The 26,640-nt window shown below is 55.9% G+C and carries 16 protein-coding genes and 3 pseudogenes; 15 read left to right on the plus strand and 4 right to left on the minus strand.

Annotated features, from left to right (window positions below; genetic code table 11):
- The first annotated feature begins 532 nt into the window (after positions 1-532).
- Together ACODNH_RS21245 and ACODNH_RS21250 are read left to right on the plus strand one after the other, a co-directional pair.
- Complete coding sequence (locus tag ACODNH_RS21245) at positions 533-2,320, plus strand: hypothetical protein (RefSeq protein ID WP_434531526.1); 1,788 nt, start codon at positions 533-535, stop codon at positions 2,318-2,320.
- Positions 2,317-5,784, plus strand: coding sequence for a UvrD-helicase domain-containing protein (locus tag ACODNH_RS21250; protein WP_434531527.1), 3,468 nt, complete (start codon positions 2,317-2,319; stop codon positions 5,782-5,784). Before ACODNH_RS21245 ends, ACODNH_RS21250 begins: the two co-directional genes overlap by 4 nt.
- 80 nt (positions 5,785-5,864) lie before the next feature.
- Here ACODNH_RS21250 and ACODNH_RS21255 read toward each other — a convergent pair.
- A pseudogene (locus ACODNH_RS21255) lies at positions 5,865-6,089 on the minus strand (RNA-guided endonuclease TnpB family protein); the annotation flags it as partial.
- Between the two features lie 114 nt (positions 6,090-6,203).
- Between ACODNH_RS21255 and ACODNH_RS21260 the strand changes: the two are divergent.
- The 10 genes from ACODNH_RS21260 (at position 6,204) to ACODNH_RS21305 (ending at position 18,930) form a co-directional block, all read left to right on the plus strand.
- Positions 6,204-10,373, plus strand: a complete 4,170-nt coding sequence (locus tag ACODNH_RS21260) for a hypothetical protein (protein WP_434531528.1) — start codon at positions 6,204-6,206, stop codon at positions 10,371-10,373.
- A complete protein-coding gene (locus tag ACODNH_RS21265) occupies positions 10,373-11,257 on the plus strand; it encodes a hypothetical protein (protein WP_434531529.1) in 885 nt (294 codons plus the stop codon). Before ACODNH_RS21260 ends, ACODNH_RS21265 begins: the two co-directional genes overlap by 1 nt.
- A gap of 2 nt (positions 11,258-11,259) precedes the next feature.
- Complete coding sequence (locus ACODNH_RS21270; RefSeq protein ID WP_434531530.1) at positions 11,260-12,813, plus strand: primase-associated protein; 1,554 nt, start codon at positions 11,260-11,262, stop codon at positions 12,811-12,813.
- A 1,884-nt stretch (positions 12,814-14,697) separates the two neighbouring features.
- Entirely contained in the window at positions 14,698-15,165 is a 468-nt protein-coding gene (locus tag ACODNH_RS21275; protein ID WP_434531531.1) for a hypothetical protein, read from the plus strand.
- Between the two features lie 300 nt (positions 15,166-15,465).
- On the plus strand, positions 15,466-15,981 hold the full coding sequence (locus ACODNH_RS21280; RefSeq protein WP_434531532.1) for a hypothetical protein: 516 nt from the start codon (positions 15,466-15,468) through the stop codon (positions 15,979-15,981).
- Complete coding sequence (locus ACODNH_RS21285; RefSeq protein ID WP_434531533.1) at positions 15,978-16,151, plus strand: hypothetical protein; 174 nt, start codon at positions 15,978-15,980, stop codon at positions 16,149-16,151. The genes ACODNH_RS21280 and ACODNH_RS21285 overlap by 4 nt, the downstream gene beginning before the upstream one ends.
- Before the next feature lie 165 nt (positions 16,152-16,316).
- Positions 16,317-16,463 (plus strand): hypothetical protein, encoded by a 147-nt coding sequence (locus tag ACODNH_RS21290; protein WP_434531534.1) that lies wholly within the window; start codon positions 16,317-16,319, stop codon positions 16,461-16,463.
- The gene (locus ACODNH_RS21295) at positions 16,456-16,794 is read left to right on the plus strand and encodes a hypothetical protein (RefSeq protein ID WP_434531535.1); all 339 of its coding nucleotides are present in this window, start codon (positions 16,456-16,458) and stop codon (positions 16,792-16,794) included. The genes ACODNH_RS21290 and ACODNH_RS21295 overlap by 8 nt, the downstream gene beginning before the upstream one ends.
- Before the next feature lie 94 nt (positions 16,795-16,888).
- A complete protein-coding gene (locus ACODNH_RS21300; RefSeq protein ID WP_434531536.1) occupies positions 16,889-17,089 on the plus strand; it encodes a hypothetical protein in 201 nt (66 codons plus the stop codon).
- Positions 17,090-17,319: 230 nt separating this feature from the next.
- Positions 17,320-18,930, plus strand: a complete 1,611-nt coding sequence (locus ACODNH_RS21305; protein WP_434531537.1) for a hypothetical protein — start codon at positions 17,320-17,322, stop codon at positions 18,928-18,930.
- Between the two features lie 106 nt (positions 18,931-19,036).
- On the opposite strand, the gene ACODNH_RS21310 is transcribed toward ACODNH_RS21305, so the two are convergent.
- Positions 19,037-21,550, minus strand: coding sequence for a PAS domain S-box protein (locus tag ACODNH_RS21310; RefSeq protein WP_434531538.1), 2,514 nt, complete (start codon positions 21,548-21,550; stop codon positions 19,037-19,039).
- 297 nt (positions 21,551-21,847) lie between these two features.
- Here ACODNH_RS21310 and ACODNH_RS21315 point away from each other — a divergent pair, with 297 nt between their 5' ends.
- Entirely contained in the window at positions 21,848-22,057 is a 210-nt protein-coding gene (locus ACODNH_RS21315) for a hypothetical protein (protein WP_434531539.1), read from the plus strand.
- A 52-nt stretch (positions 22,058-22,109) separates the two neighbouring features.
- Here the strand turns inward: ACODNH_RS21315 and ACODNH_RS21320 are convergent.
- Together ACODNH_RS21320 and ACODNH_RS21325 are read right to left on the minus strand one after the other, a co-directional pair.
- Positions 22,110-22,251, minus strand: a pseudogene (locus tag ACODNH_RS21320) (IS200/IS605 family transposase); the annotation flags it as partial.
- Positions 22,252-22,256: 5 nt separating this feature from the next.
- The gene (locus ACODNH_RS21325; RefSeq protein ID WP_434531540.1) at positions 22,257-22,676 is read right to left on the minus strand and encodes a transcriptional regulator; all 420 of its coding nucleotides are present in this window, start codon (positions 22,674-22,676) and stop codon (positions 22,257-22,259) included.
- A 49-nt stretch (positions 22,677-22,725) separates the two neighbouring features.
- Here ACODNH_RS21325 and ACODNH_RS21330 point away from each other — a divergent pair.
- Both ACODNH_RS21330 and ACODNH_RS21335 read left to right on the plus strand, forming a co-directional pair.
- Positions 22,726-23,622, plus strand: a pseudogene (locus ACODNH_RS21330) (PD-(D/E)XK nuclease family protein); the annotation flags it as partial.
- 348 nt (positions 23,623-23,970) lie between these two features.
- Positions 23,971-26,355, plus strand: coding sequence for a GAF domain-containing protein (locus ACODNH_RS21335; RefSeq protein WP_434531541.1), 2,385 nt, complete (start codon positions 23,971-23,973; stop codon positions 26,353-26,355).
- The last annotated feature ends 285 nt before the right edge of the window (positions 26,356-26,640 follow it).

A 26,640-nucleotide genomic window follows, 5' to 3' on the forward strand; every position in this document is an offset into this window, starting at 1 on the left:
TGTAGTAAACAAGCGTTTGAGATTGCAATCGTATCAGCGGCTCTGCGTAGCAAGGTGGCTACTGGGTGAGTAAGCGTGCGTCCCAAAAAAGATGGCGTGGAGCGCCAGTGTTGTGTGCACACAATAGTAGCCGGCTTGCTGATAAAAAGGTGTCTTACACCAGCTTCTATACCATGCGCGCTTGTACTGAGTTACGTTCACAAAACTAGAGAGTATGAGCAGCCACCTCCATTCAAAGTTGCCCGTTGACGTAGAAAATATCCATATTTGTGCAGAAGAGGAGCTGATAAACCGCGCTCGCCGTGCTCAGCAGCCGACAGATATTGTTCTTGCCCCTGAACAGTTTCATCGGCGAAACCTGAAACGAGCGATTGCCGATAGAAATCAGCCGCGAAGTTCACTTGCATTGCTCACGCCAGCAGCCGTAGCGACCGAGCTTCTTTCATCACCGAAGGGATCAGATCCAGCGGTTCTTGATCGAATGGATCGCCTCCAGGTGCTCAAAGACCTGTTGGAGTCTCCGTCTGGAGATGTGTCTCGATTATCTCGTGTCTTTGGAACGTCGCTTACAACCCAGTTGGATCGGATCGAAGCGGCGCGAGAAGAACTGTCGCTACTCACAGGGCATCATTCAACACGCCGTTCCGCACTTGAGACGGTCTGTGCTGAGCTTGACGGTGTTGCTCGTCGAGATGCACTTGACCTTCTGACGGGCATCAGCAGTCTTGAGGAGCAGCTTCGCGACCGCGTCGAGGAATACATCTCCACAGAGGCGGTGTTAGAGGCGGGTACTGAAGTGGTAACAAACACAGGAGGAGATGCTTGGCAGAAAGAGTACTCTGAGATTGAGCGGGTCAACGTCGTCGGAATTAGTACGTTGGGGACGCCGCTGCTCGCGTTTCTGACAGCAATCGGTCGCGAGACTTCGAGTACCGTTCATCTCTATCTCCGTGCACGCACTGGCCCGCGGATTGCCAGCCGACTTCAGTCGCGACTGGACGGTAGTAGTACTCCGAGTCCGTCAGATTCGATTGAGCGCTTGCAGATCGATGAGTTCCGGACTACGCCAGCAACGGAAATTGTGGCCCCAACACGGGCTGAGGAGGCGAGGGCTGCACTCGCGGTTTGTGAGGGACTTCTCCGAGAGGGCGTCTCCGTGAGTGATATCGCGATCGTTGCTCGTGATATCGACAAGTACGAACGTGACTTGACCCGTGCGTCGAACACATACGGACGTCATCTCTCGTTTTGGACGCAACTAGAGTTGAAGCGATCGCTCCCGTATCGAGTCGTGGCTGAAACCTGTTCAGTGCTTGCCGCTGCGTCTGCCGGCACTATCGATGCCGAGACCATGTTCCGACCATTGGAATGTAAGTGGCTCGTCACGAAGGATGACGCGGAGGGAGAGGAGATCGTTACACCGTTTACACCCGCTGAAATTAGTGAAATCCGGCAGGGCGTCGGCACGGACTATTCCGGAACGCTGGATCAGTGGCGTGACACTGTTGCCATGACGACGTCGGTTAGTCCGAACGTCCAGCGTCGCTTCGAGAGCTATCTTGATTGGTGCCAGCGCCATCGATCTGCGCCGGTACCAGATGATATTCTCGCTACGCTTGGCCCAGTTCTGGGTGGGTTTGAGACTGTTGTTCTTCCGCACATCGAGGAAAACGATACAGTAGCATATACTGAGACATCACGTGCTGCCCGGGCCATACAGCGCGTCGCCGGGGATACTGATTCTGATCACTTGCTACGCGAGGCTCGTGCAAAATACGCCGACTGGCGTGACCGACACCAGATCGAGTCGTCATGGTCGTCAGTTCTGGAGGTGATCGAGACGATCGCAACAGCTCGCCCAGGCCGCCGGGAACACGAGAACGCTGAGCGACTCGATGTACTTGATGCGACTGACACGTGGTTACGGTCGTATCCATTCGTCATCGCACTCGGGTTCGTCGACGGTGAATGGCCGCAGCAACCCCACGGCGAATTCCCGGTGGAAGTCCAGACGGTCGTCACAGACGGCGAGTCACCCGAGGCACGCACCCTTGGTGTCAGAGGTGCGTGGACTGAAGAACGCGAGTACGACCACGCAGTCGACGCAGTTCGGACGGCGACGAATCACATGATTGTGACCCGGTTTACTGAAGATGTGAAAGGAGTCAGCTATCAGCGGTCACCATTGCTGGAGAACCTCTCGACAACGACACTCAGTGAAGACGCGTATCGCGAGCTGTTGGGAGAAAATGTCATCTTGCCTGACCGGATTCGGAATTCGATTCCAGAGAACGTCAGCACAGACGGGGGAAATGAATGAGTGAGACTGTTCCCCCGATGAAGGGGAAACAGGCTGCTGTCCGCGAGGACTACTTTCAGCACGACGCTGGCTTCTTCGCTCTGGATTGCAATCCAGGGTTTGGGAAATCCACGACGCTCAACCAGATCGCCGCAGAGGCCCTTGTTCGGGCTGATGCTGCCGGCGACCGGTGTCCCGAACAACAACTCTGTGTGATCTCGTTTTCACGCGAGGATGCAGCGAGCATCGAACCAGGCATCAGAGACGCGCTTGATGCGTTTGCTGAGGATACAGATGGAGAGTATCCTGTCCAGATATCTCCCGAGACGGCAGACCAGCTCAAACGCCGCCTTCAGATGACAGACCATATCGGGACGATAGACAGCGTACTCCGTGGGATTTTCGAGGATATTGCGTCTGAACTTGGCTTCGATGGCATGCCGAGCGTCGGGAACGCGTCGCAGCTCTCGCTCCTTCGACAGAACTGCATAGCGTCGGTCCGCCAAGATGATGCCTATTCTGACCAGTGTACACGGCTCGATACTGCGTATCCGACTGCTGCCGATTCGGATGACCGCCTTCATGCCCTTCTCGAGGACGCGAGAGCGAAAAAGCGCGATCGGCGGCTCTCGATCGACGACTTCGAGGCCCGGCTTCGAGACACCGTCGCCGATGTGTATCCAAGTGGGCCACCAGAGACGCTTGCAGACCTCCTTGGAGATATACGCACATTCTACGACGACGACGTCGCCACCGACTTTGCAGCCCAACAACCGCCTGAAACAGATGGGGAAACGAACGAGGCTGTCAAGGACGATCAAGAGTGCTATGAAGAGTGGCTCACCTGTATCGAAGAGTTCTGTACTGTTCTCGAAGGGTACGAACGTGCGTACGATGCTGCGTGTCGTGAGCAGGGTGTTGTTTCGCACGCTGACATCGCTTACTGGATCGCTGAATACTTCGACAACCCGCTGGAGGACATAGCCGGCGCCGACGAGAGTGCGTCGGAAGAATACCGAGCCCGCGTGAAAGCGCGATATACTGCCAAGTTCCAATCGCTGCTCATCGATGAAGCACAAGATATCTCGATTGCACAGCACGATGCGCTAGCGCCGTTTGTTACCGACGAGACACGGGTGCTGATGGCTGGCGATGTCGATCAGTGCATCTACGTTTGGCGGAATGCACGGCCAGAGCAGTTTGTGACGGGCTTCAAGCGTGGTGAATACTTCGAGACGGAATGGACAGAGCATCGGTCCTACTCTGGGTCTCGCACCTACCGGATGCGCCCAGACATCGCAGCAGCTGTGGATACGATCTTCGGGGACGTGTTCACAGACCCAGCCCGTGGAGGCGGTGTCGACGCTGTCTCGGCGAACACCGACTATTCCTCGCTTGAGCCGACGCGAAGTGGGACACCAGACCCTGCAGTCCATATTGCGGGATACACACAACCAGAAGGGGCTCCTGGTACTCCAGACTGGTTCAAGACAGAAAAGACGCCAGTGGCGAATTATCTCGCTGGCGGACTTACAGATGGTACATTCGGACATGACACCGTGACAGTCCTGTTTGCCACTCGCTCGAATATGGATGAGCTGGCGGAGCAGATGACAAATCAGGGCTTCTCTGTCGTCAATGCGAGTACTCACCTCTTCGAGAACCCGTTGATCAAACTCATCTGTCGAGTCGTCCGATGGCTGGTTGAGCCATATGACCCCGAACGCACCCGTCGCCTCGTTGAGTCCGAGTGTCTCCCGCTTTCGTCCGAGAGCACTGCGTTATTCGAGGATGCCGGGTATCAGATCGATGCCGTGGCAGAACGTGGTGATTCTGATCGACAAGCAGCCACTGAAGACGGATTCCTGGCCGGGCTCGTGGCTCTTGCGCGGCGGCGTGCTCGGCACACGAGTGATCCCGGGTCGCTCGTTGCCGAAGAGATCATCAAGATGCTTGGCTTGCGTGCAGACCCATTTGGGCAAGTACCAGATCCTGAACGACGTCTGGCAGCCTGCGATGCACTTCTCTACTCGATCGAAGACTGGGAAGGCGATGAAAGATATTCACTCAGTGAACTCGCTCAGATCCTGAACAGCTATGTTGCGGAGCCAAAAGACGGCCTCGTCCACCCCGTGCCAAATCAAGACGAGTACGATATCGTGTTTCGGACGATCCACAATATGAAAGGCGACGAAGACAGCGTTGTCTGTCTCGCAGATGCGAGCGGCTCCGTGAATTTTCGGGGCCCGCATACTGACACGTTTCTCGCACTCGGCGATACACTGGCGCTTGCGCCGCCAGAGACAGTCTCTCGAACACCGCTCACACAGTCAGATGACCAAGGGCCTGCGACGACGGACTATGGGTCACTTCGGTGGGCGAGTGACTACTGGAGTGACGGTCGCATTGCTGGCCCTCCATCGCTCAGTAGGATCAGTCAGCGATACTGTGCAGAACAGTGGCGAGTCCTGTACGTGGCTCTCACGAGAGCACGCGATCATCTCGTCCTCTCACTACCCTATGAACGCCGAGATAACGGTGTTGAGACGTCGTGGATAGCAACGCTGGCTGACGCACTCTCGTTTGAAGAGAACTCATCAGCAGGTATATACGAGGCACCAGTGTCCAACGCTGAGAAAGAAGAGGCACTCACTGTCGGTGTGAACGATGTCGCGTTGCCAGAGCGCAAATCGAGCGAGGGCCAACACCCAACGCCTCGGAGTGCTCACGTCCCAGCTAAAACCAAGACCGGATGGACAAGCCGATATGTGAACGGAACATCGGTGTACCAACTCACCGCCAATGGGACTGGTTCAAAGGCGCAATATATCCTAGGTGAGAGAGCAGAGAGCGTCTCTACTCGAAGTGAGTCAATAGACCTAGACCTAGACCTTCCGGATGGGATCGAGCGAGAACAGCTTGGAGAAATCACGCATCAGGTTCTCACACGTGCTGTCTCGCAGAACGTGTCTACCGCGAGCCTCCGGTCGTTTGATGGACCGCTCCCAGAGATTCTAGCTCAGAGCGTTACGGCCTCGAATTCTCGGATTACACCTGCAATGCGAACTTCGATTCAGACGTATCTCAGTGATCGTATTTGTCCACAGTTTGCTACCAGCGATACGTGGAAGGAGATCCAGCAAGCCCAGACCCAGTACGTCGAGGAACCAATTCATACCGTGCTTGAGATAGATGGCATCGAGATAGAAACCCAAAATCGAGCAGACATCGTCTCTGTTCAGTCCGATGGACAGTGGGTTGTTGACGAGCTAAAACTCACACACAGTTCAATTGAGGAACAAACTAGGAAACAGCATCGGCTGCAGGTAGCGTTCTATGCGTGGCTGCTTGAGCAGCAACTCCCAGCAGAGAGTTCAGTGACTGCACGACTCACATATCTTGGCGAGTCGGTTGAATCAGCAGTTGTGTCGTCTCCCATTGTCCCAGTTCCTGAGTGGCTTGCAGGTCTCGTCGATTCTGAGTGATCGATATCTGCAGGTTCCGTTACACCTCAGAGTAAATCGCCTCGGGGTCAAGCCCCGAGGCTTTCGCGTGGACGCCCGTTCTATGCCTCAACAGAGGCAGGGGGTGCGTATTCCCCACTCACGTTCAGCGTCCCGCGATTCAAGCACATATCTACGGGTGCGCCTCCATCGTCTGCGTTTTGCTGACGACGGAGATACTGCAAACCGGCGTTCTTCGCCGCGTTGTAGTCGTCGTGATTCCGGTAGCCGCACTGTTGACACTCGAACGACTCGCCGTGACGGTTATCCTCGTCAACCCTGCCACAGAGGCAGCCCCACACGTTATCGAAACTGCCCACGACAAGAACCAAGTTGCCGATTTCACCCTTGATGGCCCGACCCTGACACCGGACGGAAACAATATCTTTGCCCGTCCAGCGATGGACTACACCCACCCGAAAGCAACGCGCTGGTACGGCCAAGAAGAAACAATCGGGGACTGGATGACTACACTCAAAACCGCTACCGAATCCAACCCCGAATACGAGTCAGAAAGCAATGACGAAAGCGACGTTGAATCGCCCGAAACCATCGAAACCCTATTTGAACACCTTGAGAAAGCCGAAGTGCCGACCGCGTTCCAAGTCGTATTCCAAGCACGGCGCGACTGGAGTGACAAAGCCCAATCACGGAAACAGAGCATCCGCAGCGGCGACTTCAGCCAACCGTGGCTCGAAAAGTACGTCCTCGGTGGCTACGAGACAGACGAAGACAGAGACCTGAAAGCCTACGAGTACCGCCGTATCAAACTCATCGAGAACAAGCGTCCGAAAAAGACCTTCAACGCAAACGTCCGGGCAATCTCTCTCACACCCTACGAAGAGTTCGACCCCGACCCAGACACGGCCACTCCGCTGAAAAATGGGAGCATGGCCGCCGCAGATGAAGCACTTGGATCGCTCAAACCACTGTTCGACCCGCTCGACGGAGTGTACTACCACGTCATCGGCGAGACGGCTCCGCAAAGCCCTCCAGACGGGACGGACCTCTCAGCCCCTGAAGTCGCTGAGAACTTCATGAACCATGATCTCGTCACGCGCGAGGACCGGCGCTATTGGCACACGAGATTCAACCTCTGGAACGACCCGAAAAAGCGGCCAGAACTCATCCTGAACGCCGACGAACTCAGCGACTTTATGATCATTCCCAGCGGTGAAGAGATGGACGGCGATGCCTTCCGATCTGCTGGGACTACTGACGCTGACGCCAACCATCTCCGCCGGCCACGGCCCCAGATACACAATCAACTCACTGGAGGCATGGACATCGGCTACGCCTTCGACGAGGACGGTATCCCCGAAGACGAGCCAACCAGTGTCCCCGAAAACGTTCTCACAAATCACTGGCTGAAAGTCGGTGCATCGGGGGCAGGGAAGACCATCAACACCATCGCAATGCTGCTATCGCTGCATGAGAACGTCGACGGCCCCACAATCCTCGTTGACCCCAAGAGCGGGGACATGGTCGAAAACTACGCCAAATCCCATGCCGCGACCTTCGAGGAACTAAGAAACGTCCAGATATTCGACGTCCCCGAAGTCCTCCCCGCAATCTCGTTCTTCGATATCCGTCCATACCTGTACGAAGGGATGAATCGCGACGACGCGATTCAACTGAAAGTTGACGAGTTCAACATGATTATGCAGATGGTGGACGAGAACTACGACACTGCCTACGTTGCGAAGACCGTCCTGGGGGCGCTGATTAAATCTCAATTTGACTCTCGGCATGGACAGGATAGCTTCACGCTTGACGAGCTGTACACCACTGCTGTCGAGATGTACGCCGACCAGACTATCCCGCGTGTGTCTCACCAGCCCCAGGTCGAGCGTATCCTGACCAACCAGCTCAACAACAGCGAACAGGACTTCAAAAACACGATGCAGGCCGTCATCAACCGACTCGACGACCTGCAAGAAGACATCAACCTCTACCGACTGTTCAACCAGAATCCAGACTGGGACAACGAAACCGGGTCCTACGAAATCAACGGGATCACCAAAGACGACTATCAAAAGGCGAAGGAAAACGACAACGACAACGACGACAACGACAAGATCGACCCACCGAAAAGCGCCCTCGACTTTCGTGAACTCCTCACGTCAGACAAGGTCATCCTCTTCGACACCGGCGACTTTGTTCGCGACGAATCCCAGCAAGCGTTCTCGATGTATGTGCTGTCAGCGCTGTGGGGCGCAGTCCGGTCGCGGTACAACGACCGGAAGTCTCACGAAGACATCGAGAACACGGTAAACCTCGTTATCGAGGAATCTGCCCCGATCGTCTCTACAGAACTCGTTACGAACACGCTCATACCCGAAGCGCGGGAGTTCGGGTTGTCGCTGGGCATGGTGATGCAGTTCCCCGAACAAGTCCGTAAGCACTCAGACAGCGACACGTACAACGAACTCATCACAAACGTTCAGACGAAAATTATCGGGCAACTCGAACCGGATCAGCGAATCGTCGAGTCCCTTGTTCACGGTGACAAGGAAAGCAAAGAAATCCGGAACAAAATCAGGAAGTTGAGCGGTGGCGAGTGGATTGCCGACCTCCCAGAACCACAGTTCGGTGCAGACGTTCCACCGCCGTTCTCGATTAAATCCCTCGGAATACCCGATGGCCACCCCGAAGGAGATGGGGCATTCGATGAACAAGAGCGAGAGAAGTTCTACGAACTCTATGAGCAGCGGCAAAAATACGTTGCGAACCGGCACGGGTACATCAGACCATCCGCCGAAGAAATCGCCCAACGGCAGTCCTCTGGAGATGCCATTGGGTTTCATGCCACCGACGACGACGATAGCGACGACGGCGATAAAAAAGGAGCCGTCCCAACACCAGGCGTCCCAAAAGACAGTGAAAGTGAAGACGAAGACGACAAGAAATCGTCGGGAGGCGCTGGAGGGCTACTAGGAACTAGTAGCGAGGACAGTTCCGAATCAGTGCCTCTTGGGGCGACCGCAGATGCAAAACCCAATGCAGATGCTGACTCTGCCGCCGGCCCAGAGCAAGTCGACGACTCAGAACCACCACAATCAGAAGCGCCAGCCAACACGAGCTCGGAGAGAGATGAGGCAACAGAACCCGAAACCAACGACGGTCCTGACTTTGATTCTCTCACCCCACTCCCCGAAGACGAGGTCGAAGACGTATATGGCGAGTTAATCTTCGACAGGCCTGACGCCCTCGCTGGTGTAGTCAATACACTGCTGACGAGTTTGCCCGAGGAAGAGTACTACCGGGCGCTTCTGACCGTCTCGAATGTCGCTACGCGGCAGGGCACTGATATCACGCCCACTGACCTCCACGCCAGCGCGAAAAATCAGGCGTCCGACGGCGAGACTGACCCGGAAGCAATGCAAAAAGTCGATGCGCCGACCGGAGAAGCCACGCCCCATGCCCCCGACGTCGACGAAGAGCCTGCTGATGGAACCGAGTCGGATACCGGCGTAGTGGACAGCGAAGAGGGAGAGGGAGAGGAAGAGGACACGGACAGCGAAGAAGCAGACGACAACCCTGAGAACGACGAAGAAACGCCTACCCAACCTCCCGAGACACACGATAGCAGCGCTGAACCGGAAAGCCGCGGCCAGATTATTTCCGACAGTGAACTTGAGCGGATGCTTAACGACGAGAACGAAGAGTCTCAAGACATGAATGACAGTGGACCCACACTAGCGGAAGAACTGATAGACGCAGAGAATACCGATGAAGAGGCTAGTGACGACACAGAAGACAACGCCGACGAAGAGGACAGCGGCGGACAAGAAGTAGAGACTGACACGCCATCGGAGCACCCGGCGAACGTGTCTCTGGAAACGCCGCTCAAAGAAGCGTATGCGGACTTCAACTTAGATCGTCACGACGACCACGAGTTCTCGGAAGATGATAAGGAGTTCATGGCGCTTATCGCCGCCGCATTCCGCGACGAGTTGGACTGGTATACGCTGACCGACTCGATGACAAGCGTACGGGATCGCGCCGGGAACCCCGACGTTGACAGCCTGATTGAGTGCGGATATATTGATGACGCGAAGGTCCTCCGGAAAAAGTACTACTCGCTAACGCGCAGAGGATGGCGGGTAGTCAGTGACAGTGTCCCTGGGAATGAGTTTGGAGACCACATGGAAAAGATGCCCCACCGGGTCGGGGTCTACCTTCTTACAGAGCACGTTGCTGACAGAGAGGACGTTGCTTGGAGTGAACCCTACGCACGGTACAATGGTGAAACGTACGATGTTGTTGGGTATGACAGTATTGGCAGTGTCGTAGTTACTGGCGAGGTAGAGACAGCCGGGAATAATTCAGATGCAGTTGTTGAAGATTACAAGAAGCTCTCAGAAGCACCCGGGGATGCAATCTGGGCATACCCGAAGGCAGAAGCCATGACAGAGGTCTGGTCAATGCTCAATCAACACGTGTTCTCAGACTCGCTCGCAGTTCGGATAATAAACCGAGTAGGGAGGTTGCAAGCAGAATTAGATGACGAGCCAAAGCCGGGTGCTGATATCGTTAAAACGTACAAAACTCTGGCGGAGAACAACTAATGGCCTGGAAACAAGCTACCACTGACGAAATCGCAGAGTACTATCAGGACGAGTTCGACGAGTATTTCGATCAGATACCGGCGTTCGTCCGGGAGTGCCAACCAAAGGAAGTCGGGGTTGCGTTCCGAGAAGCGTACCCCGTCAAAGGCGACACTGTCCCCGGAAAACAGTTCGTTCGGAGGGGAGCCTTCGGTGATGACAGCAGTGACTTCACTCAGTGGACCGGCGACAGCGGTATCAAGCAGTTCATCAAATCCCCACCAGCGAACGACCCAATTAGCGGGCGACACAAACTCGTCTCACCGGAGCTCGCTGACGCCCCATCTGTTCCAGAAGCAGTCTACTACGGCACCGATTTCCACGACCGAAACTGGGTCCTTGTCGTCGACATTGACGCCAAAGACGTCGCGCTGGAGTATGCGAAAGCCGCCGTCGACGGCGACGGAGAGGACGCTGAGGAAAGCCTCAAGCAGCGTGCCGGCGTCATCGACGCGCCACCAGAGGGCTTCCCCTACCGCTTCGAGGACCTCGACCAGGCGCTGGAATACGGCTTTGAGGTCAAAGACTACTTCGAGAGTAGCCTGGACACCGACGCCACACAAGTCGTCTACTCCGGGCAAGGCTGTCACGTCTACATGTATGACCCCGACCCGGAGTACCGATACAGCGAGGTTCCCCGGCGGCACATCGCCACCATACTTGAAGAGAAGAAAGACATCCCCATCGACACGCCTGTAACGACAGACGAATCGCGTGTTATCAGGCTCCCGTATTCGCTTCATGCCGGCGTCTCTCGCGTCGTCACGCCAATCGAAAGTCCAGACTTTGACTATCGCTCAGAGGCTGTTCCAGCAGTCTGTGACACCCCCGAAGCAACCCAGTAACCATGCACGTCGACACCGACCGCAAGGCCATCGAAGTCGCACTGTTCGCTGATCTTCACTCCGACAACGAAGTTATCCAACTACTCGATAGGGGCTATGACTGGTACGACGACGACGCCGAGGCCCTTGCTGCCGACGTTGAATACTTCTTCGAGCAGGCAATGGACGGCTCTGTTCGGAACAAGCGGATAGAAGACCCGCCGATCATGGACCCAGCACGGGCCACTGCCATCGCCGCCACCACTGCCTGTGCCATCAGGATGCATCCGAAAGTCGAGAATGCACCGCCAGAGAAGATACAGCTCATCCAGTACGTTCGCCAGTACCACACGCAGATGCTACTGGGCATCGTCACTCAGATGGATATGCAGACGACTGGGGAACTTCTCGATGAACTCTACAAGGCCGAGATTGACCACGAACGACCCCGCCCAATGAAGGGCGCAAGTGCGCTGAAAAAACGCCCTGACGAACACCCAGAGTTCGACTGGTTCACCGAGATTCCACTTGCCGCAGCGAGCGAAATCTGTCAGGCCCGCTTCCACAATGGGGGCTGGGGTGGGAGCTATAATCCCGACACAAACGAAGTTGTTGGCGAGCCGAATTACCACATCGACAATAATTGTATCTACGTCCCAATTGACCATGGGCAAGCCCTGCTGACCGAGCGTCAGAAAGACGTCTTCGAGCGGATCGCCAGCGTGACCTGGGAATCGGTTCCGGAGGAGCAATTCCAGTACGCCTACAACCAAGCCGAGGTCATCAAAGAGACTATCGAGGCGCTGATACGTCACGGTGAACAGGAAGACCTCTGGACCGACTGGGACCCCCAAGATAATCTCCTTCGACTCGTCCGCAACGCGGCCAAAGAAGCCGACGACCTCGACAGCACCGAGTACAATCAGGCCGAAGACTACTACGAAGCGGTCATGGAATACGACGCCGATGGGTTCGGTGAGGGGCGGGCAAAACGAAATATCAAAAATACGAAATCGCTGGCAATGAAGTTAGGTGAAATGGCTGACTCATCCGATTACCCCGCCGTTCAGATTGAACGATACGACAGAGGAACCGCAGATTATTCAGTCGGTCGTGGCAGTGGAAACTATAAGCAAATCACGGTCGATGAACTGGATGATATATTCGAATTACCGTGCTTCAAGAATATGATTGATGCCCTAAAATTAGATAACGGTGGACCTGTACGAAAAGACTTGTTCAACTTCGTTCGGATGGTGTTCTGGCTCGAAGGCTACCACGATCTACCCGAAGCCGAGCGCGAAGATGCGGTGGTCGCTGACGTCCACGATCTCTTCGAAAGTAAGTGGGACTGGTACGACAGAGACACCACCGATTATCAGGCTCGTTATGAATTACGGCACGGAGAGATCGACGGGAATCCCCCGCTTCCGATGCACTGTGACAACCACGATATGCAGCGCCACTGTGTCGGCAAGTCATTCTGCCCATACAACATCTACCAGAGTCTTCCCTTCCCCGACGCGATGTACGACCAGCTCGACGACAGTAACAGCGCAGGTCAGTATCAGGCCTAATTGGTCTGAAAGATATTCGTCGCTGTAGCTAGTTGCTGCTCGGCCATTTTCTGCCTGACCCACACTACCTCTAGTTGCTACACCACAGTAGGCAACTCGGTAGTGTAGATATATCAGGACCAGTAGGATTGTCAGACGCTTACTCATTGCCACCCGCATAGATTATGGAATCTGCCGTGTCCAGACTTCTACGTCGTGATATACCCACTCTACGGGTAGATAGTTCTCCTTGAATACCCCGAATCGGCTGAAATCAGGCGTGTCCAGACTTCTACTGCGATGTCCACACCTTTTCGGACGTGAGTGGAGTGACTAGCACCCCGTATCGGCTAATATCAGGTGTGTCCAGACTTCTACCGCAATGTCCACACCTTAGAACCCGCCAAATTCCAGCAATAACTTCTAATCTACCGAAATCAGCCGCGTCCACACTTCTAACCGGCGTCCACTCTCTAAAGTGCTCATTCAGTGGCCGAAAATCCTCTAATACCGCTGTATATAGGAGCTACAAGAGTTCTTCGCCCATATATCAACCTCTCATCAGTGAAAAGAAGCGTCCACACATCAATGACGGGCTTAGATTCTTTTTTAGCATCTATGGTTAATTCTAGTCGGCGTACACTCTCTGTATTCCTGGGGTATTTGTCCAAAGAGAAAGGGGGGAATACGGGAATACAGAGGTGAAGCCAGAGCCGACCAGAAAGGGGCTTCAGCAGAGCGCCAAGGGGGCGACCCCCGAGAGGGGTGAACTATCAGAATGACTAAGGCAGACGCGACAGGTGGCAACTCAGTGTGCAGACACAGCAGCAGGCCGCCGGCAATGGCGAGGCAGGTGAGACCACAGACGTCGTCGACGGTGGGACAGTCGGCCAGGCCGGAGCCAGAGTGGAAGGGAGATCGCGACGACTGGGTGGGCGGCTGCCATGGCGACAATGGGGAAGGACAGACTCGAGGAACAGAGTGGGAAGTCATCTTGCACACGGGGTGAGCCCCATGGGGAGAGACGTAGGGCACAGTGGGGCAGGCAACAGACTACCCATAGGGAGAGACGCAGTCCTATCAGGTTTACAACACAGGCGCTTTGGCGCGTGGTCGGCGTAGCTCATCGCCGTGGGGTCGGCCTTGGACAACACTCGAAATGGGGGGTGGAGTAACAGCGGAAACAGTGGGGTGTCACACCTCGACAAGACCACCGGGGCGGCGACCGCGACAGCCGTGGCCGAGATGGTGTAGACCTCGAAAGCCCCCGGGTGCTCGACCGACCGTTCCGGGACCGCCGCTGCGCTCCTCGCGAGCTGCGGTGCTTGCGGGGTCCGGGACGGATCGAGCCCCCGGCCCCTTTCAGTCCTCCCGAGGGGTGGGTGCAGCGGGAGTGACAGGCAGAGTGGATAGGCAGTGAGACGTGTATCAGAAAGCCGAGACAAGACCGAGAAGCACAACCCCAGCCTGAACGCGACCACACCTGCTCCACGGCAATGCAGAAGCCCCCGGAAGCACCCCAACAGCACAGCAGTGTAGTGGAAGAATTCCGGAAACGTGAGTGAAAAAACAGAAAACCCGAAATTTGGTGGAGCCACCAGCAACAAGCAGTGAGGAAGAAACTATACAGAAAGGGAGAGGAAGACGGGACCACGGACAGCCACGGAAGCAGACAGAACGCTATTCCAGACAGGACGCCGGAGTGAAACAGACCCCCGGACCAGAGTGAAAACGGCCGCCGGTCACGGTGGCGGTCAGCCGTCGCGATGGAGGCAGGGCAGCGGGGAACTCGATACCCGAATGTATCAGCTCCCGTATACAGCCGATTCGGGAGGCAACAGCGAGGGCAGTCCGGGTGGATTGATTATACACTCCCGCAAGTGGAGTGCCGGAGTTCGAAGAGAGATGTCTGCCAACACCACCGACGCGACCGACGACGAATCGAGCGACACGACTGACCGCTGTTGCGAGTCCCCCTCCATCTCGAAGGTGCCGCGAGTTGTCCGTGAACGCAGTGACAGCTTCGAAGGCGTGTATGCCATCTGCAAAACGTGTGACACGCAGTTCGGCTGGGACCGCTTGGAAGACGCACAAGCCATTGCCCGCGAGACACGCACCACGTGCGATGGGTGTGGGGAAGAGTGCAGCCCCGTCCAAGTGGTTGATGTCCTCGACCAGCTTGAGGTCTACTGTCAAGACTGCTCGGAAGACTGCCCTGGCGTCACCGCCGACGACGAGTGGGACGACACAACCAAGTCCTGCTGCGACGACCCGCATGTCGTGGCCCTCCCAGAGCGGCGATTCAAACTTCCCGGCCGACGCCACCGAGAGACGTACGGCGAATGCATGAACTGTGGCACGCAGTTCGATTGACGCCCACCGGCCTCTTTTTTTGGCAGCCGATACACGCCGGCTGGCCGATCGCCTCTTACCCGCGCGGTTCCCGAGCGCAAGCGCTCGGGGATACGCTCCACCTTGCCCTGACGGGCTGCGGTCCCGGCTACTGGTCCCCTGCCGATCATCGCCGAAAGGAAACGGAACGACCCGCAGCGATATTCGAGTAATATTGCTGGAGTGAGCCATGTTCAGTTTCCACACCAAGGCAGCAGTGTTCGGTTGCATCGCGCTCATCTGGATCACGTTCGTCGGCGCCGTCCTCGGAGGGCTCCTCCTATGAGTCGCACGGCAGTCAACACGCGAGACACGCCTCGTCCCGGGGCAGTTACAGTCAGCTGTGACAACTGCGGCGGACAGTTCACCACGGACGAATCCACGGCCTACCAAGCGGACCAGCGTGACGAGGACCTCCTGTGCAAGCCCTGCAAGAACGGCCAGCCGGCCCCGCCATCGAAGGCCCTGGAAGACCCTGAAATCGATGCCATCCGCGAGGACCTGCAGTACAACGGCCTTGGTCCAGACGCCGAACCACCCATCGAGGCCAACGCGCCCGACAACCTCGACGTCGGCGGCTGCCCCTCGGTCGTCGAGGTGGAGCTCACCAAGGGGACCAAGTCGCTGGGCACCATCGAGGTCTCGCTTGACTACGAGAACCGTGGCCTGTACCTCCCGGTCAGCCTTGAGCCCTCCACAGCCATCTACGACGAGGCCGTGCAGGACGCAGTCGTGTCGGGTCTGTCCCTCCAGACCCAGCACGCCATCAGGCTCAAAGACCCGGAGGAAGACCGATGAACAGCGCCGACGTGGAGCTGGCCATCGCTTGCATCGGCGCGTTGGGGTGGATCGTCCAGACAGCGATGTCCAGCCCCGTTGAGGGCGTCATCCTGCTGGGCATCATGTACCTCACCGCCTACCTGACCCAGCGCTTCTGGTTGCGCCATGGGCGGCCGACTCCCCGGTAACAGCCACTCTCTTGTTTTATTATACGCCTGCGGTTCCCGAGCGCAAGCGCTCGGGGAAACGCTCCACCTTGCCCTAACGGGCGGCGGTCCGGCTCTGTGCAGGCCACCTCAGCCCACTGTTGCCAACGGGATCGCGATATTCGGGCGACGGGGCTGACACAGACCATGGGACGATACGATGACCCGCCGCGCGGTCCCGACGACGTAACGCCAGCTGACACCGTCTTTCGCCGTGGAGAGGATGTCCAGATTGTCCACGGTCCCGGACAGGAAACGCGCATCCCCGCCGACGAGTTCTACGACGATGAGTGACGACCTCGATATCGACCCCGACGCTGTGGATATCGGTGACGGGCTGAAATGTGCCGAAGGGCAGTCGGCGGTCGCCGTCGTGGGCGTCGACGTCGAGGATCAGCGGGTGAAGGTCTATACGCCGACCGGCGAGTACACAGTCAACCGCTGGGTCAGCATGGACCTGTTCAGCGTGCATCGGCCCAACGAGGCCATCCAGACTGACGCCGACCGCGAACGGTGGCTGAACGAGACACTGCCACGGGCCTACACCTGTCGCGACGGCGAGCGCCAGCAGATGGACTACGCTCTCGACGAGGCAGGGAACGTCCAGCGGGTGGTCCGAGCGTAAGCCAGTGACCGACAGGCAGGCTGGACCCTTCGACCGCCCGAAAGCCCTCGCCCGGTCGACCGCACGTTCCGGGAGCCACGCTGCGCTCCAGTAGGTGCTTACGGGCTCCGGGACGGATCGACCGACCTCGCCCTTTCAGTCCTCCACGGCCAGCAACCGCTACCCGCACGGCCACCGCTACAGCGACCGCCACCCGCACAGCAACCGCTACGGCCACCGCTACAGCAACCGCTACGGCCACCGCTACAGCAACCGCTACGGCGACCCCACAGCACCAGCCACCGCATCTCTGTAGTGCAAGCATTTGAGAAGTTGTTACAGAGATGGTACGAACACGATATTTTGGAGAGGAAGCAGTAGTGTGCCTGTTTCGGGTGTATTCCGCGACTGTCGGCTGGCCAGTCAGCCGGTACACGTGGGCAACCCGGAGGGTCTTTTATATACTCCCGCAGTGGGAGTGCAGGGTAAGTAGAGAGAGAGGTGCGGTGCAGAGCGGTCTTGCCCTTGCAAACACGGTGACTCGAAATGACGAAATACAACACTTCCGACGACGGTACTGACTTCAACAACACCAGCAGCGACGAGGTCACGCTGGGCGACGCGAACACGGCGAGTGCCGGCTACCAGAGCGAGGAGCAGATTGCCAAGCGAATGTTCGACCTTGACACGCCAGAAACCAACGAGAACCCGGAAGTCAGGGAACTCGAAGCGCCGACGGCCCCGATGGGCGCTCACCTCGAAAACCAAGAGGAGCTCCTGACGGCTGCCCAGGGCGACGAAGGGCAGTCGGTCGAGACGGCCGAAGACACGGCGGAAATGCAGGGCGACAACACCCAGCAGTTCAAGGTGGACCGTGACGTTCGGTTTACCTCACCGGAGCGACTCGACCGTGGCGAATACGACACGAAGTCGGATGAGGAGGTCGCGGAGAACATGGGACTGGACGACTTGCCCGTTGCCGACCAGTCGGACAAGGAGCCAATCCCCGAACTCGTTGACCGTCGTCCCAAAGAGACCCTCGCTGCCTACGAGCAGCGTGTTGCCGAAGAGACGGACCACACCCGGCTGGCCAACGAGGCACGAGCCATCGCAGAACCGAGTGCCGACCCCGTGGAGCAGGGCAGCGAGCCGTCCCTTGACGAGCTCCCGGTCGAAAACGTGAAGTACGCGACGGGCTGGTTCGACGCCGACAGTGAGAGTGAAGCCGACAGCGGGATGTCGCCCACCCGGGAGCGAGCGGCGGCGAGCCGACACGGCGCCACGGCGGTTGCGTCAGAGCCGGCAGTCACTCCGGAGCCCGAACACGACTCCGCAGGCCGGCTTGACCGGGACCTCGCGGACTTCGACGAACGAGCGAAACTCGCAGCCGGGCTGGAGGCCGACGAGTCGTGGTCACCAGTCGAGCGCATCGGTGAGGAGATTCAGGCGCTCGGCCGGTACGTTGAGCAGGTCGCAAAGAAGACGAACTTGACCGAACGGCGGGCGCTGCACCTGCTGTGCCACGAGCGACTCCAGACGGGGAGTGCGCGGGACGCCGCGTTGAGCGCCGTGCAGAATGCCGATGATTACTACAAGGTCGCGCCGACCGCGGTGGGCGACATCGAGGACTGGCGACAGACCGTGACCGTCCAGGGCGAAGTGGTTCGGCTGTTTGACCCGATGAACGCGAGTGAACATCAGGTGGCACTCATCGAGGATGTTGCCACGGGCGAGTCATTCAAGTTCATCATCCACGAGAACACGCGGAACTGTCGGAACTGGACCGAGTGGGCAGGCGACATCGTGACGGACCTCCACGAAGGCGATGTCGTTCGCATCATCGACGGAAAGCCCCATCGCGACTACGGGGCACGTGGCGCGGACAAGAAGGTTCACGCCTGCCAGTGGACGCTCATCCAGCGCCTCGAAGCAGGCACTGGCGAGTACGTCAGCCGGCACAGTCCGCGGAGTCGGGTCATCGAAGCATCCGAGTTCAGTGAGGACGTGACGGCAGAAGGTGCAGCGCAGAAATCGCGCAAGGCATACAACCTGAACGAGTCCACGTTGGACGAGCGGCGGGCAAGCAAGCCGAATGGCGCTGCACAGGACACGGACTTCGAGCTTGGATGCTCCACCAACAGGGTGGTGTCGGCCTGAGCGAAGCGACTAAACTGATTGTGAAAGACTTCAGCAGCGAGCGAGTAGCGTGTGATGAAATATTGGGATATCGGCATCTACAGAAAGCAGTGCAGATACAGAGCGTCTATTCAGCTACGAACTCAACGCCAGTAATTTCGAACCGCACACCACCGCTAGAACTCTCAGTCAAGTGGATATCCCAGTTGTGGGCACTAACGACCTGCTTGACGATACTCAACCCAAAGCCAGTTCCGTCGTTGCTTGTCGAGTAGCCAGCATCGAACACAGTATCCAGTTTGGTCTCTGGGATCCCTGATCCGTCATCCTCAACGTAGAAGCCATCATCCAACTCACCGACAGTAACAGTCACATCATCGCCGCCGTGCTTGACAGCGTTACGGACGAGATTCTCGACTACCTGCTTCAGGCGGCTCTCATCAGCGAAGATCGGCTTCTCAATGTCGATGACAAGCGTGGAATCCGTCGTCTCAACGTTTGCCCAACAGTTCTTGACAATCGCCCGGAGATCGACCGGATCAAGATCGGAGACGGCCTCGCCTTCGCGAGCTAGTGTCAGGAGGTCTCCGATGAGGGCTCCCATCCGACCCAAAGCGCGATCGACATTCTCTAAATGCTTGCTGTCACATTCTTTTTGAGCAAGCTCAAGATTACCCTCGGCTACACTCAACGGATTCCGAAGATCGTGGCTGACAACACTTGCAAAGTCCTCCAATCGCTCGTTTTGTCGGTGGAGTCTTCGCTGGCGCTGTTCTCGCTCAGTCACGTCACGGAGAACTGCTAAGTGCTGGCCCGGGATCACATCTCTTGTCACGGCGTACTCGACGATCCGTTCTTCACCGTTAGGTCGAACAATTGGGAAGGTCCCACGATTCTTATTCGAGTGCTGGAACTCTCGCCATGCTTCCTCAAAATCGAAATCCGCCGGCGTGAATTCCTCGACCGTTCGGCCTACTAACGACTTCTCTGAGAGTCCAAACAACTCGGACGCACTCTGATTGACCTTGAGGAACTGTCTATCGTCGTCAGTCAGGATCATTGTATCAAAGTTTTCCTCGAAGACCGCTCGAAAGAGATTACGCTCTCGTTGGAGTTGCTGTTCATACCTTTTGCGCTTGGTGACATCTCGACTGATTACGATAAACTGGTCTTCTCCACTCACACTGAGACGTCTAACATGAACTGCCACCGGGAACTCGGAGCCATCACGCCGTTGGTAAACTCCCTGGAAGCGTCTACGATCCCCGTACTCCATATTGTCCCATTGCGTACGTGCCGCCTCAGGATCGAGTTCCTGATCGAGTTCCCAAACCTTCATATCAGTCAGTTCGTCCTCATCGTATCCCGTTTCTTCGCATAAAAGCGGGTTTGGATCGATGATGTTCCCCTCCGTATCGTGGATATTAATCATATCGGGGGATTCTTCGAAGAGTACCTCAAGCCGCGCCGTTGCCTGTGTGAAGCGTTGTTCGCGCTCTTTGCGTTCGGTGATATCTCTAGAGACTCCGAGTACTCGATTTGGTCCGTCATCGTCGAGAACTGGCTGGCCCGGTGCGGCAATCCAGCGCACCTCTCCATCCCGGAAAATCCGAAACTCCTCCTGCTTCAGTTCACCCGTCTCCAGCATCAGCTCTAAGATATCTTGGACTCGCTGTCGATCTTCTGGGTGGACGATTTCTAGGAATTCCTCTCGAGTGTCGACCTCGGACCCGAACAGGTTCTCGGCGGATGGATAGAACTCGGTTTCGTCGGTATCGACGTTCCAGCTCCAGACGACAGCGTCGGTTGCGTCAAGTGCGAATTCCATTCGGGTCTGGACTCGTTGGAGTTCCTGTTCGTGTTCTTTCTGCTCAGAAATATCTCGGGCGAAGCCAACGATTCGAGCGACGGTCCCGTCTTCGTCGAAGATTGGTTTGCTTGGGCCGCGAACCCAGAAATAGTCCCCATCCGCACCGCGAACGCGATATTCGAGTTCGGCGGGCTTGCCGTCCATGAGACAGTCCATCGACCTCCGGACGTTCTCCCGGTCGTCAGGGTGAATCTTCTCTAGAAATGACTCCGGGTTCGCTTTCAGTTCAGCGATTGATTCCCCCCAAATATCTTCATAAGACGAGCTGACGAACAGAAATTCACTCCAATCCGCATTGACCAGGAATAGAACGTCTTCTGATTTACCGGCAATCTGGGAAAGTTTTCGCTCAGTCTGTTCGATTATCTGCTGAGAATGGTACTGTCTGACAGCGTTCCTAATTCGATTAGCAAGAACCGCGTATTGACTGGGTCCGGAGTCCTTCTGGAGGTAGTCTGTCACGCCAGCCGATATCGCCTCTGAGGCGACTTCCTCCGACCCCTTTCCAGTATAGAGAATAAAAGGAAGATCAGGATATTCTTGCCGGACTGCTTTGAGTAACTCGATTCCGTTCTGTTGGGGCATGTCGTAATCGGAGACGATACAGTCCGGCTTCATGTCCGCAAGTACATCCAGTCCCTCGCTGGGACTGGTCGCAGTCTGAACATCCAGCTGGTCGTTCTCACGCTCAAGAAACGCCGCGGTTAAATCGGCGAGGTCTGGGTCATCATCGACATGGAGAACGTGAATCGTATCAGCTGTCTCGCTCATAGATACTCTGGATTGTGAACTGCTTATTATAAGTATGTTAATGCGTGGCAGAGAATTCCGCCGTTCGAATTGAACCGTTGAGGGATATGATATGAGAGATTCTACAACACGCTGACGTTATCGGTCGGTATGCATGCAACAGCCCCCTCATAGTCAGTATTCGGTCCTGAAGCAGAAGTGCACCGTCTGCGTGTAAAACAGCAGTCTTAGCCGCAAGCACGGCGGTGCTAAGTCGGTAGCTTGCTTCTCTTCTACACGCGGCTTAGCGCGGTTTCTACCCATAGTTGTGACTCACCAATGACTGATCCAGACAACTCGACAGACAGTCGTACCGTGACGCTAACCGACGCGAAGGGTTTCGTCTATGAACCGGTCCGTGGCCCGAAGCGCAAAATTCAGTTCAACCCGCGATCAGACGGTCGTTTCGAACGTGTCGAATCCGTCTGGAACGGGTGTCGCTGGCGTGTGACTGGTCGAGAAACAGTGACCACAATGCGCCGGATCTAAACGAAAGGCAGCACGAATTCTTTGCCCCACCGTATCCGAGGAGTGAACTGCGTCACTCTGGCGCGTGTTCTGTCTCCTCGATATGCCGTTCAACTATTCGTCCGACACCGTACCCGTTGTTCCACGTAGTATCCGGCTTTCCTGAACCCGCTGCGCCAGAAATATCACTTCCGAGTCTCAGGATGCTGGTCCAGTGTAACTATGCCGTCGCTTCGTCCGATCCGACATCCGGTGTCACGAGCGGCAAATCGATATCAATTGCCTCGTACCAAACCGACGATCGCTCCGATTCGCCGTCGTCGACGAGCTCAACTAAGTGAAGTTCTTCAAGTTCGGTCAGGTTTCGGTGAACCTGACTCACATCTCGCTCAACGAGGCGAGCTGTCTCACGGATACTGTCAGGGTCGTGCTGGACGATCGCCCGCAAGAGCTCAAGGGACTTTGGTCGAGTGACTCGATGGACATCGGCTGGATCGTGATACACGACTTCGAGATGTGGGGCAGGCATTTCGCCTCGATCGAGTGCAGCGAGGGTATCTTCAAGATCATCGTCACTACTTTCTTGGAATCGGATATGGAGCGTGCGGTCGGTCGTGTTGGGATTACCAGTCGTGGCCATGGTCAATCACCTCTGATTTAAACCGCTGGAAGAGGGGTTGGAGGCCATCGAACTCGACGTCGACGAGTCCGGGACAATCGAACTTGGCGAGCCTGCCGACTTCGACGACGCTGACCGATGGCGCGACTGGTTACAGCCAGCCCTCCTCGATGGAGCACTCGTCGCCGAGGCGATTCGGGATGGACAGGCCCGTGGCGAGATGGACGGGGCCAGCTATTCCGTTCGCAGGCCGCCACGCCCAGTAGACTGGCAGACCGACGACGACGCTGTTGATCCAGCGCCGGAGATATCGATTCCTTCACCGCCGTCACTAGCGCCGGCGAAACGGATCGCGGCCACGACGCTCGTGAATGCGGTGGCAGACGCGTCTACAGACGGTCACAGTTACTCTCACCGTGAGGAATCGGCGGGCCTGAGTCCAACGACGTTCGGGACGGTCGTTCACCGGATCAACGAACTCCGTCCATCGAGAGATGAGTGGAATACCCTCATCTACCGCCTGAGTCAGATGGCTGATGAAGAGCCGACAGAAGCAGACCTCCGTGAAGCTGTCAACCACGCTGCTGATGCAGTCGAATATGTGGGCCACATTGAGTCCGGTGCCCAGATTCAGGAGGTTCACAACGAGTACTCTGTTGTCGCCCGAATCGATGAGTCGCGGATTGTTGGTGACATCGACCGGCTGCTCGTCCTGCCGGATGCCTTCCACATTATCGACTACAAGACCAACGATCTCTCAGCTACAACCTCGGATGTGCTTGCGGAACATTATCGACTGCAGATGCTCGCGTACGCTGTAGCACTCCTCCAGCACGACCGGACTCGTGACGTACGAGCTTCACTCCGGTTTACTGACGAGGGGATAGAGGAACGGTTCCATTGGGACCCGGAGCAGATGGCGGAAATCGAATCTGAACTACGCTCGATGGTGGATTTGGTAGATTAAGACTCTTCTCGACAATATGCTCACTTCAAGATAGTTTTCAGGGACTTAGGATAGTGGTCGACTAGAAACGAGTAGAACGCACAAAACGCTTCAGACGAATCCTCACGAGTACTACAATTGGAACCGCTTGAGAAACCAGCCGTCCATAGTGACAGGCTCCCAGAGCAAGAAGTCCGTACTATCGTTCGCGACGACAGTCGCTGACATCAGCGATAGGCATCCGCCCGATAGTGGGTGGTCCACGCACTCAGTAATTAATTACTGGATGATTTTATATTGATATTATATATACTCATTTCAGGCTACATTTGAAGCAACATTCTAGTAGCCTGCGGTCAATCTAATTTCATGACCGTTCAGGTGTTATACGTTGAGCGAGACTTGGAGTTCGCACGTAGAACAGCTGAACAAGTTGAACAGGTGAACGCCCAAGTCCAGGTCACGACTGTTATTGGGTTGGGGTCTGCATTGCAGGCTCTGAGCAACGATAGATACGACTGCATCGTCTCAGAGTACAAGCTCCCAGACGGTACTGGGCTCGAACTGTTCGAACACATCCAGAGTAACCACCCTACCCTCCCATTTATTTTGTTCACCGAGTACGGGAACGAGTCGGTTGCCGGTGACGCCGTTACTGCGGGTATCTCTGACTACCTCCAGAAGACGGAGAGCGACGAGCCATACGAATTGCTAGCAGATAGTATCAGTACTGTTGTCACAACCGACGAAACTGTGACAGAGGCAACTCGAGAGCGCCGCCGGTTCGAACAGGTGCTGAAGACTGTCCCGAGTTGTGTCGTTCAGCTCAACAGAGACGGTCAGTTTATTTTCGCGAACAACAGGGCTGAGACAGTGCTCGGATTGGAACAAGAAAAACTCGAAGGGCGTGCGTATAACGATCCTGAGTGGGATATCAGAGACCCCGACGGGAATCCAATTCCTGATACCGAATTACCGTTCAGGCGTGTCTTGAATGATGGTGAACAGGTACGAGACCAGCATACAATCAGATGGCCCGATGGGACGAAGCGTTCACTCGCTGTGAGCGGCGCACCAATTCTGAATGCAGGCTCAGTCGAGAGTGTCGTTTTCTCTCTCACTGATATCACTGATCGTCATCGACGCGAACGTCGTCTTGAGAAGCTTCACAAAGCGACGCGTGACCTGTATGATGCTAAAACCAAACAAGAAGTTGCACAGATCACTAGCGACACAGCAGACGCGATTCTTAATTTCGAACTGAACGGCGTCCACTTCTACGATGAACAAGCAGGCGGGCTAAAACCCGTCGCCGTGTCAGACCGAACACAGCGGTTCGTCGACAAACTAGTGACTTTTGATCATGGAATCGCCTGGGAAACATTTCAGTCTGGAGAGGCCAGACAGTACGACGACATCCACAACGCTGAAGAGATATACAACCCTGAAACAGTGTTTCGGAGTGGGTTGTACTTCCCACTTGGGGAGCATGGTCTCTTGCTCGCAAACTCAACCAAGCCTGGTGATTTCGACGATACTGACGTCTCGTTAGGGCAACTCCTTGCAGAGAATACAAAGAGTGCGCTTGATCGTCTCGACCGAGAGCAACGGCTTGCGCTGCTTCAAGAGCGAACGAGTGCTCTAATGCAAACCACGACTCTGACTAACACGATTGAGCTTACTGTTGATGCCGCAGCAGACATTCTTGGAACGACTCTCGCCGGGTTCATCGAAGAAGATGAGCGTGAAGAAGTCTTGGAACCACTCTTTACGACCGATACGTTCGCAGCGGAATTCAGTACACACCATGGTTTCGAACATGGCGCAGATGCCGACCCCATCAGTACGTTCCTTTGGGAAGTGTACGATTCAGGGACGCCAGAATATGTGGATGACGCGAGCGACCACCCAGCGCTCCCATCAGATACCCCAGGCCGTAGCGCGCTGCTATATCCCTTGGTAGGTCACGGACTCCTTGTGTTTGCAGCCAATACGCCAGACGCGTTTGACAGGACAGACAAGCGGTTCGGCTGGATTCTCGCTTCGACACTTGAGACCGCGCTGGAGCGTGTCGACCGGGAGGCACTTCTCCGCGAACAAACACAGAAGCTTACGAAACAGAACCAGCAGCTTGAGGAGTTTGCTCAGACTGTCACTCATGACCTGCGGAATCCACTGCAGGTCTTACGAGGGACACTTGATGGCGTTCGCCAGACGACTGATGTCGATCATCTTGACCGAGGTTACAGGGCACTTGACCGGATGGACACGCTCATTCAGGATGTGCTCACACTCGCACAACGGGGACAATTAATCGATACCACTGAGATAGTCTCCCTTGCATCACTCGCCGATGATTGCTGGGACGTTCTAGAAACCGCTAACGCTGAACTTATCATCAATGATGATATTGAATTTGAGGCCGACCCAGGACGTGTCCGCCAACTGCTTGAGAATCTTTTTGCAAATGCAGTGACCCATGGTGGTACCGACGTGACGGTTACAGTTGATACACTTACAAATGGATTCTTTATCAGTGACGATGGACCCGGTATTGATCCAGTAGAGCGTGACCAGATTTTCACGGACGGTTATACAAGTACAGGCGGTGGGACTGGATTTGGACTCTCAATTGTCAAACAAATTGCTGACGCTCATAACTGGAGTGCAACCGTAACCGAAAGTCCTAGTGGTGGAGCACAGATTGAGTTTACAGGCATCGGCGCAGCATCCTCGCTCCGGACAGACAGATAGAAGCGTTTCTCTCAACTCTGGCAAGTTCTGTGTATTCTACTCAGGGTGTCATAGAACGATTCACACACTTCAGTAGCTTCCAGAAAACCGCTGTCTGAGAGGTAGACATTATTGCCGCTATTCAAAAGTAACAACAGCAGTTCTCTCGACCGGTATCAGAAAACCAAGCCAACCGTTCTATGACACCCTCTCCGAGTGAACGACAACATCTGGTCCATGCCGACTCCCGTCTGAATAGAACCTGAAATACAGTGCATCCGTCCTTAGCTAAGAAAGAAACCGCAT

The organism is Haloarcula sp. NS06, assembly GCF_051122755.1.
Lineage (GTDB): Archaea > Halobacteriota > Halobacteria > Halobacteriales > Haloarculaceae > Haloarcula.

What these genes read in the sequence shown, in the direction of transcription:
- ACODNH_RS21250 (WP_434531527.1), top strand. Translation starts at nt 2,317, where the DNA reads ATGAGTGAGACTGTTCCCCCGATGAAGGGGAAACAGGCTGCTGTCCGC.
- ACODNH_RS21260 (WP_434531528.1), top strand. Translation starts at nt 6,204, where the DNA reads ATGGACTACACCCACCCGAAAGCAACGCGCTGGTACGGCCAAGAAGAA.
- ACODNH_RS21265 (WP_434531529.1), top strand. Translation starts at nt 10,373, where the DNA reads ATGGCCTGGAAACAAGCTACCACTGACGAAATCGCAGAGTACTATCAG.
- ACODNH_RS21270 (WP_434531530.1), top strand. Translation starts at nt 11,260, where the DNA reads ATGCACGTCGACACCGACCGCAAGGCCATCGAAGTCGCACTGTTCGCT.
- ACODNH_RS21275 (WP_434531531.1), top strand. Translation starts at nt 14,698, where the DNA reads ATGTCTGCCAACACCACCGACGCGACCGACGACGAATCGAGCGACACG.
- ACODNH_RS21280 (WP_434531532.1), top strand. Translation starts at nt 15,466, where the DNA reads ATGAGTCGCACGGCAGTCAACACGCGAGACACGCCTCGTCCCGGGGCA.
- ACODNH_RS21285 (WP_434531533.1), top strand. Translation starts at nt 15,978, where the DNA reads ATGAACAGCGCCGACGTGGAGCTGGCCATCGCTTGCATCGGCGCGTTG.
- ACODNH_RS21290 (WP_434531534.1), top strand. Translation starts at nt 16,317, where the DNA reads ATGGGACGATACGATGACCCGCCGCGCGGTCCCGACGACGTAACGCCA.
- ACODNH_RS21295 (WP_434531535.1), top strand. Translation starts at nt 16,456, where the DNA reads ATGAGTGACGACCTCGATATCGACCCCGACGCTGTGGATATCGGTGAC.
- ACODNH_RS21305 (WP_434531537.1), top strand. Translation starts at nt 17,320, where the DNA reads ATGACGAAATACAACACTTCCGACGACGGTACTGACTTCAACAACACC.
- ACODNH_RS21310 (WP_434531538.1), bottom strand. Translation starts at nt 21,550, where the DNA reads ATGAGCGAGACAGCTGATACGATTCACGTTCTCCATGTCGATGATGAC.
- ACODNH_RS21315 (WP_434531539.1), top strand. Translation starts at nt 21,848, where the DNA reads ATGACTGATCCAGACAACTCGACAGACAGTCGTACCGTGACGCTAACC.
- ACODNH_RS21325 (WP_434531540.1), bottom strand. Translation starts at nt 22,676, where the DNA reads ATGGCCACGACTGGTAATCCCAACACGACCGACCGCACGCTCCATATC.
- ACODNH_RS21335 (WP_434531541.1), top strand. Translation starts at nt 23,971, where the DNA reads ATGACCGTTCAGGTGTTATACGTTGAGCGAGACTTGGAGTTCGCACGT.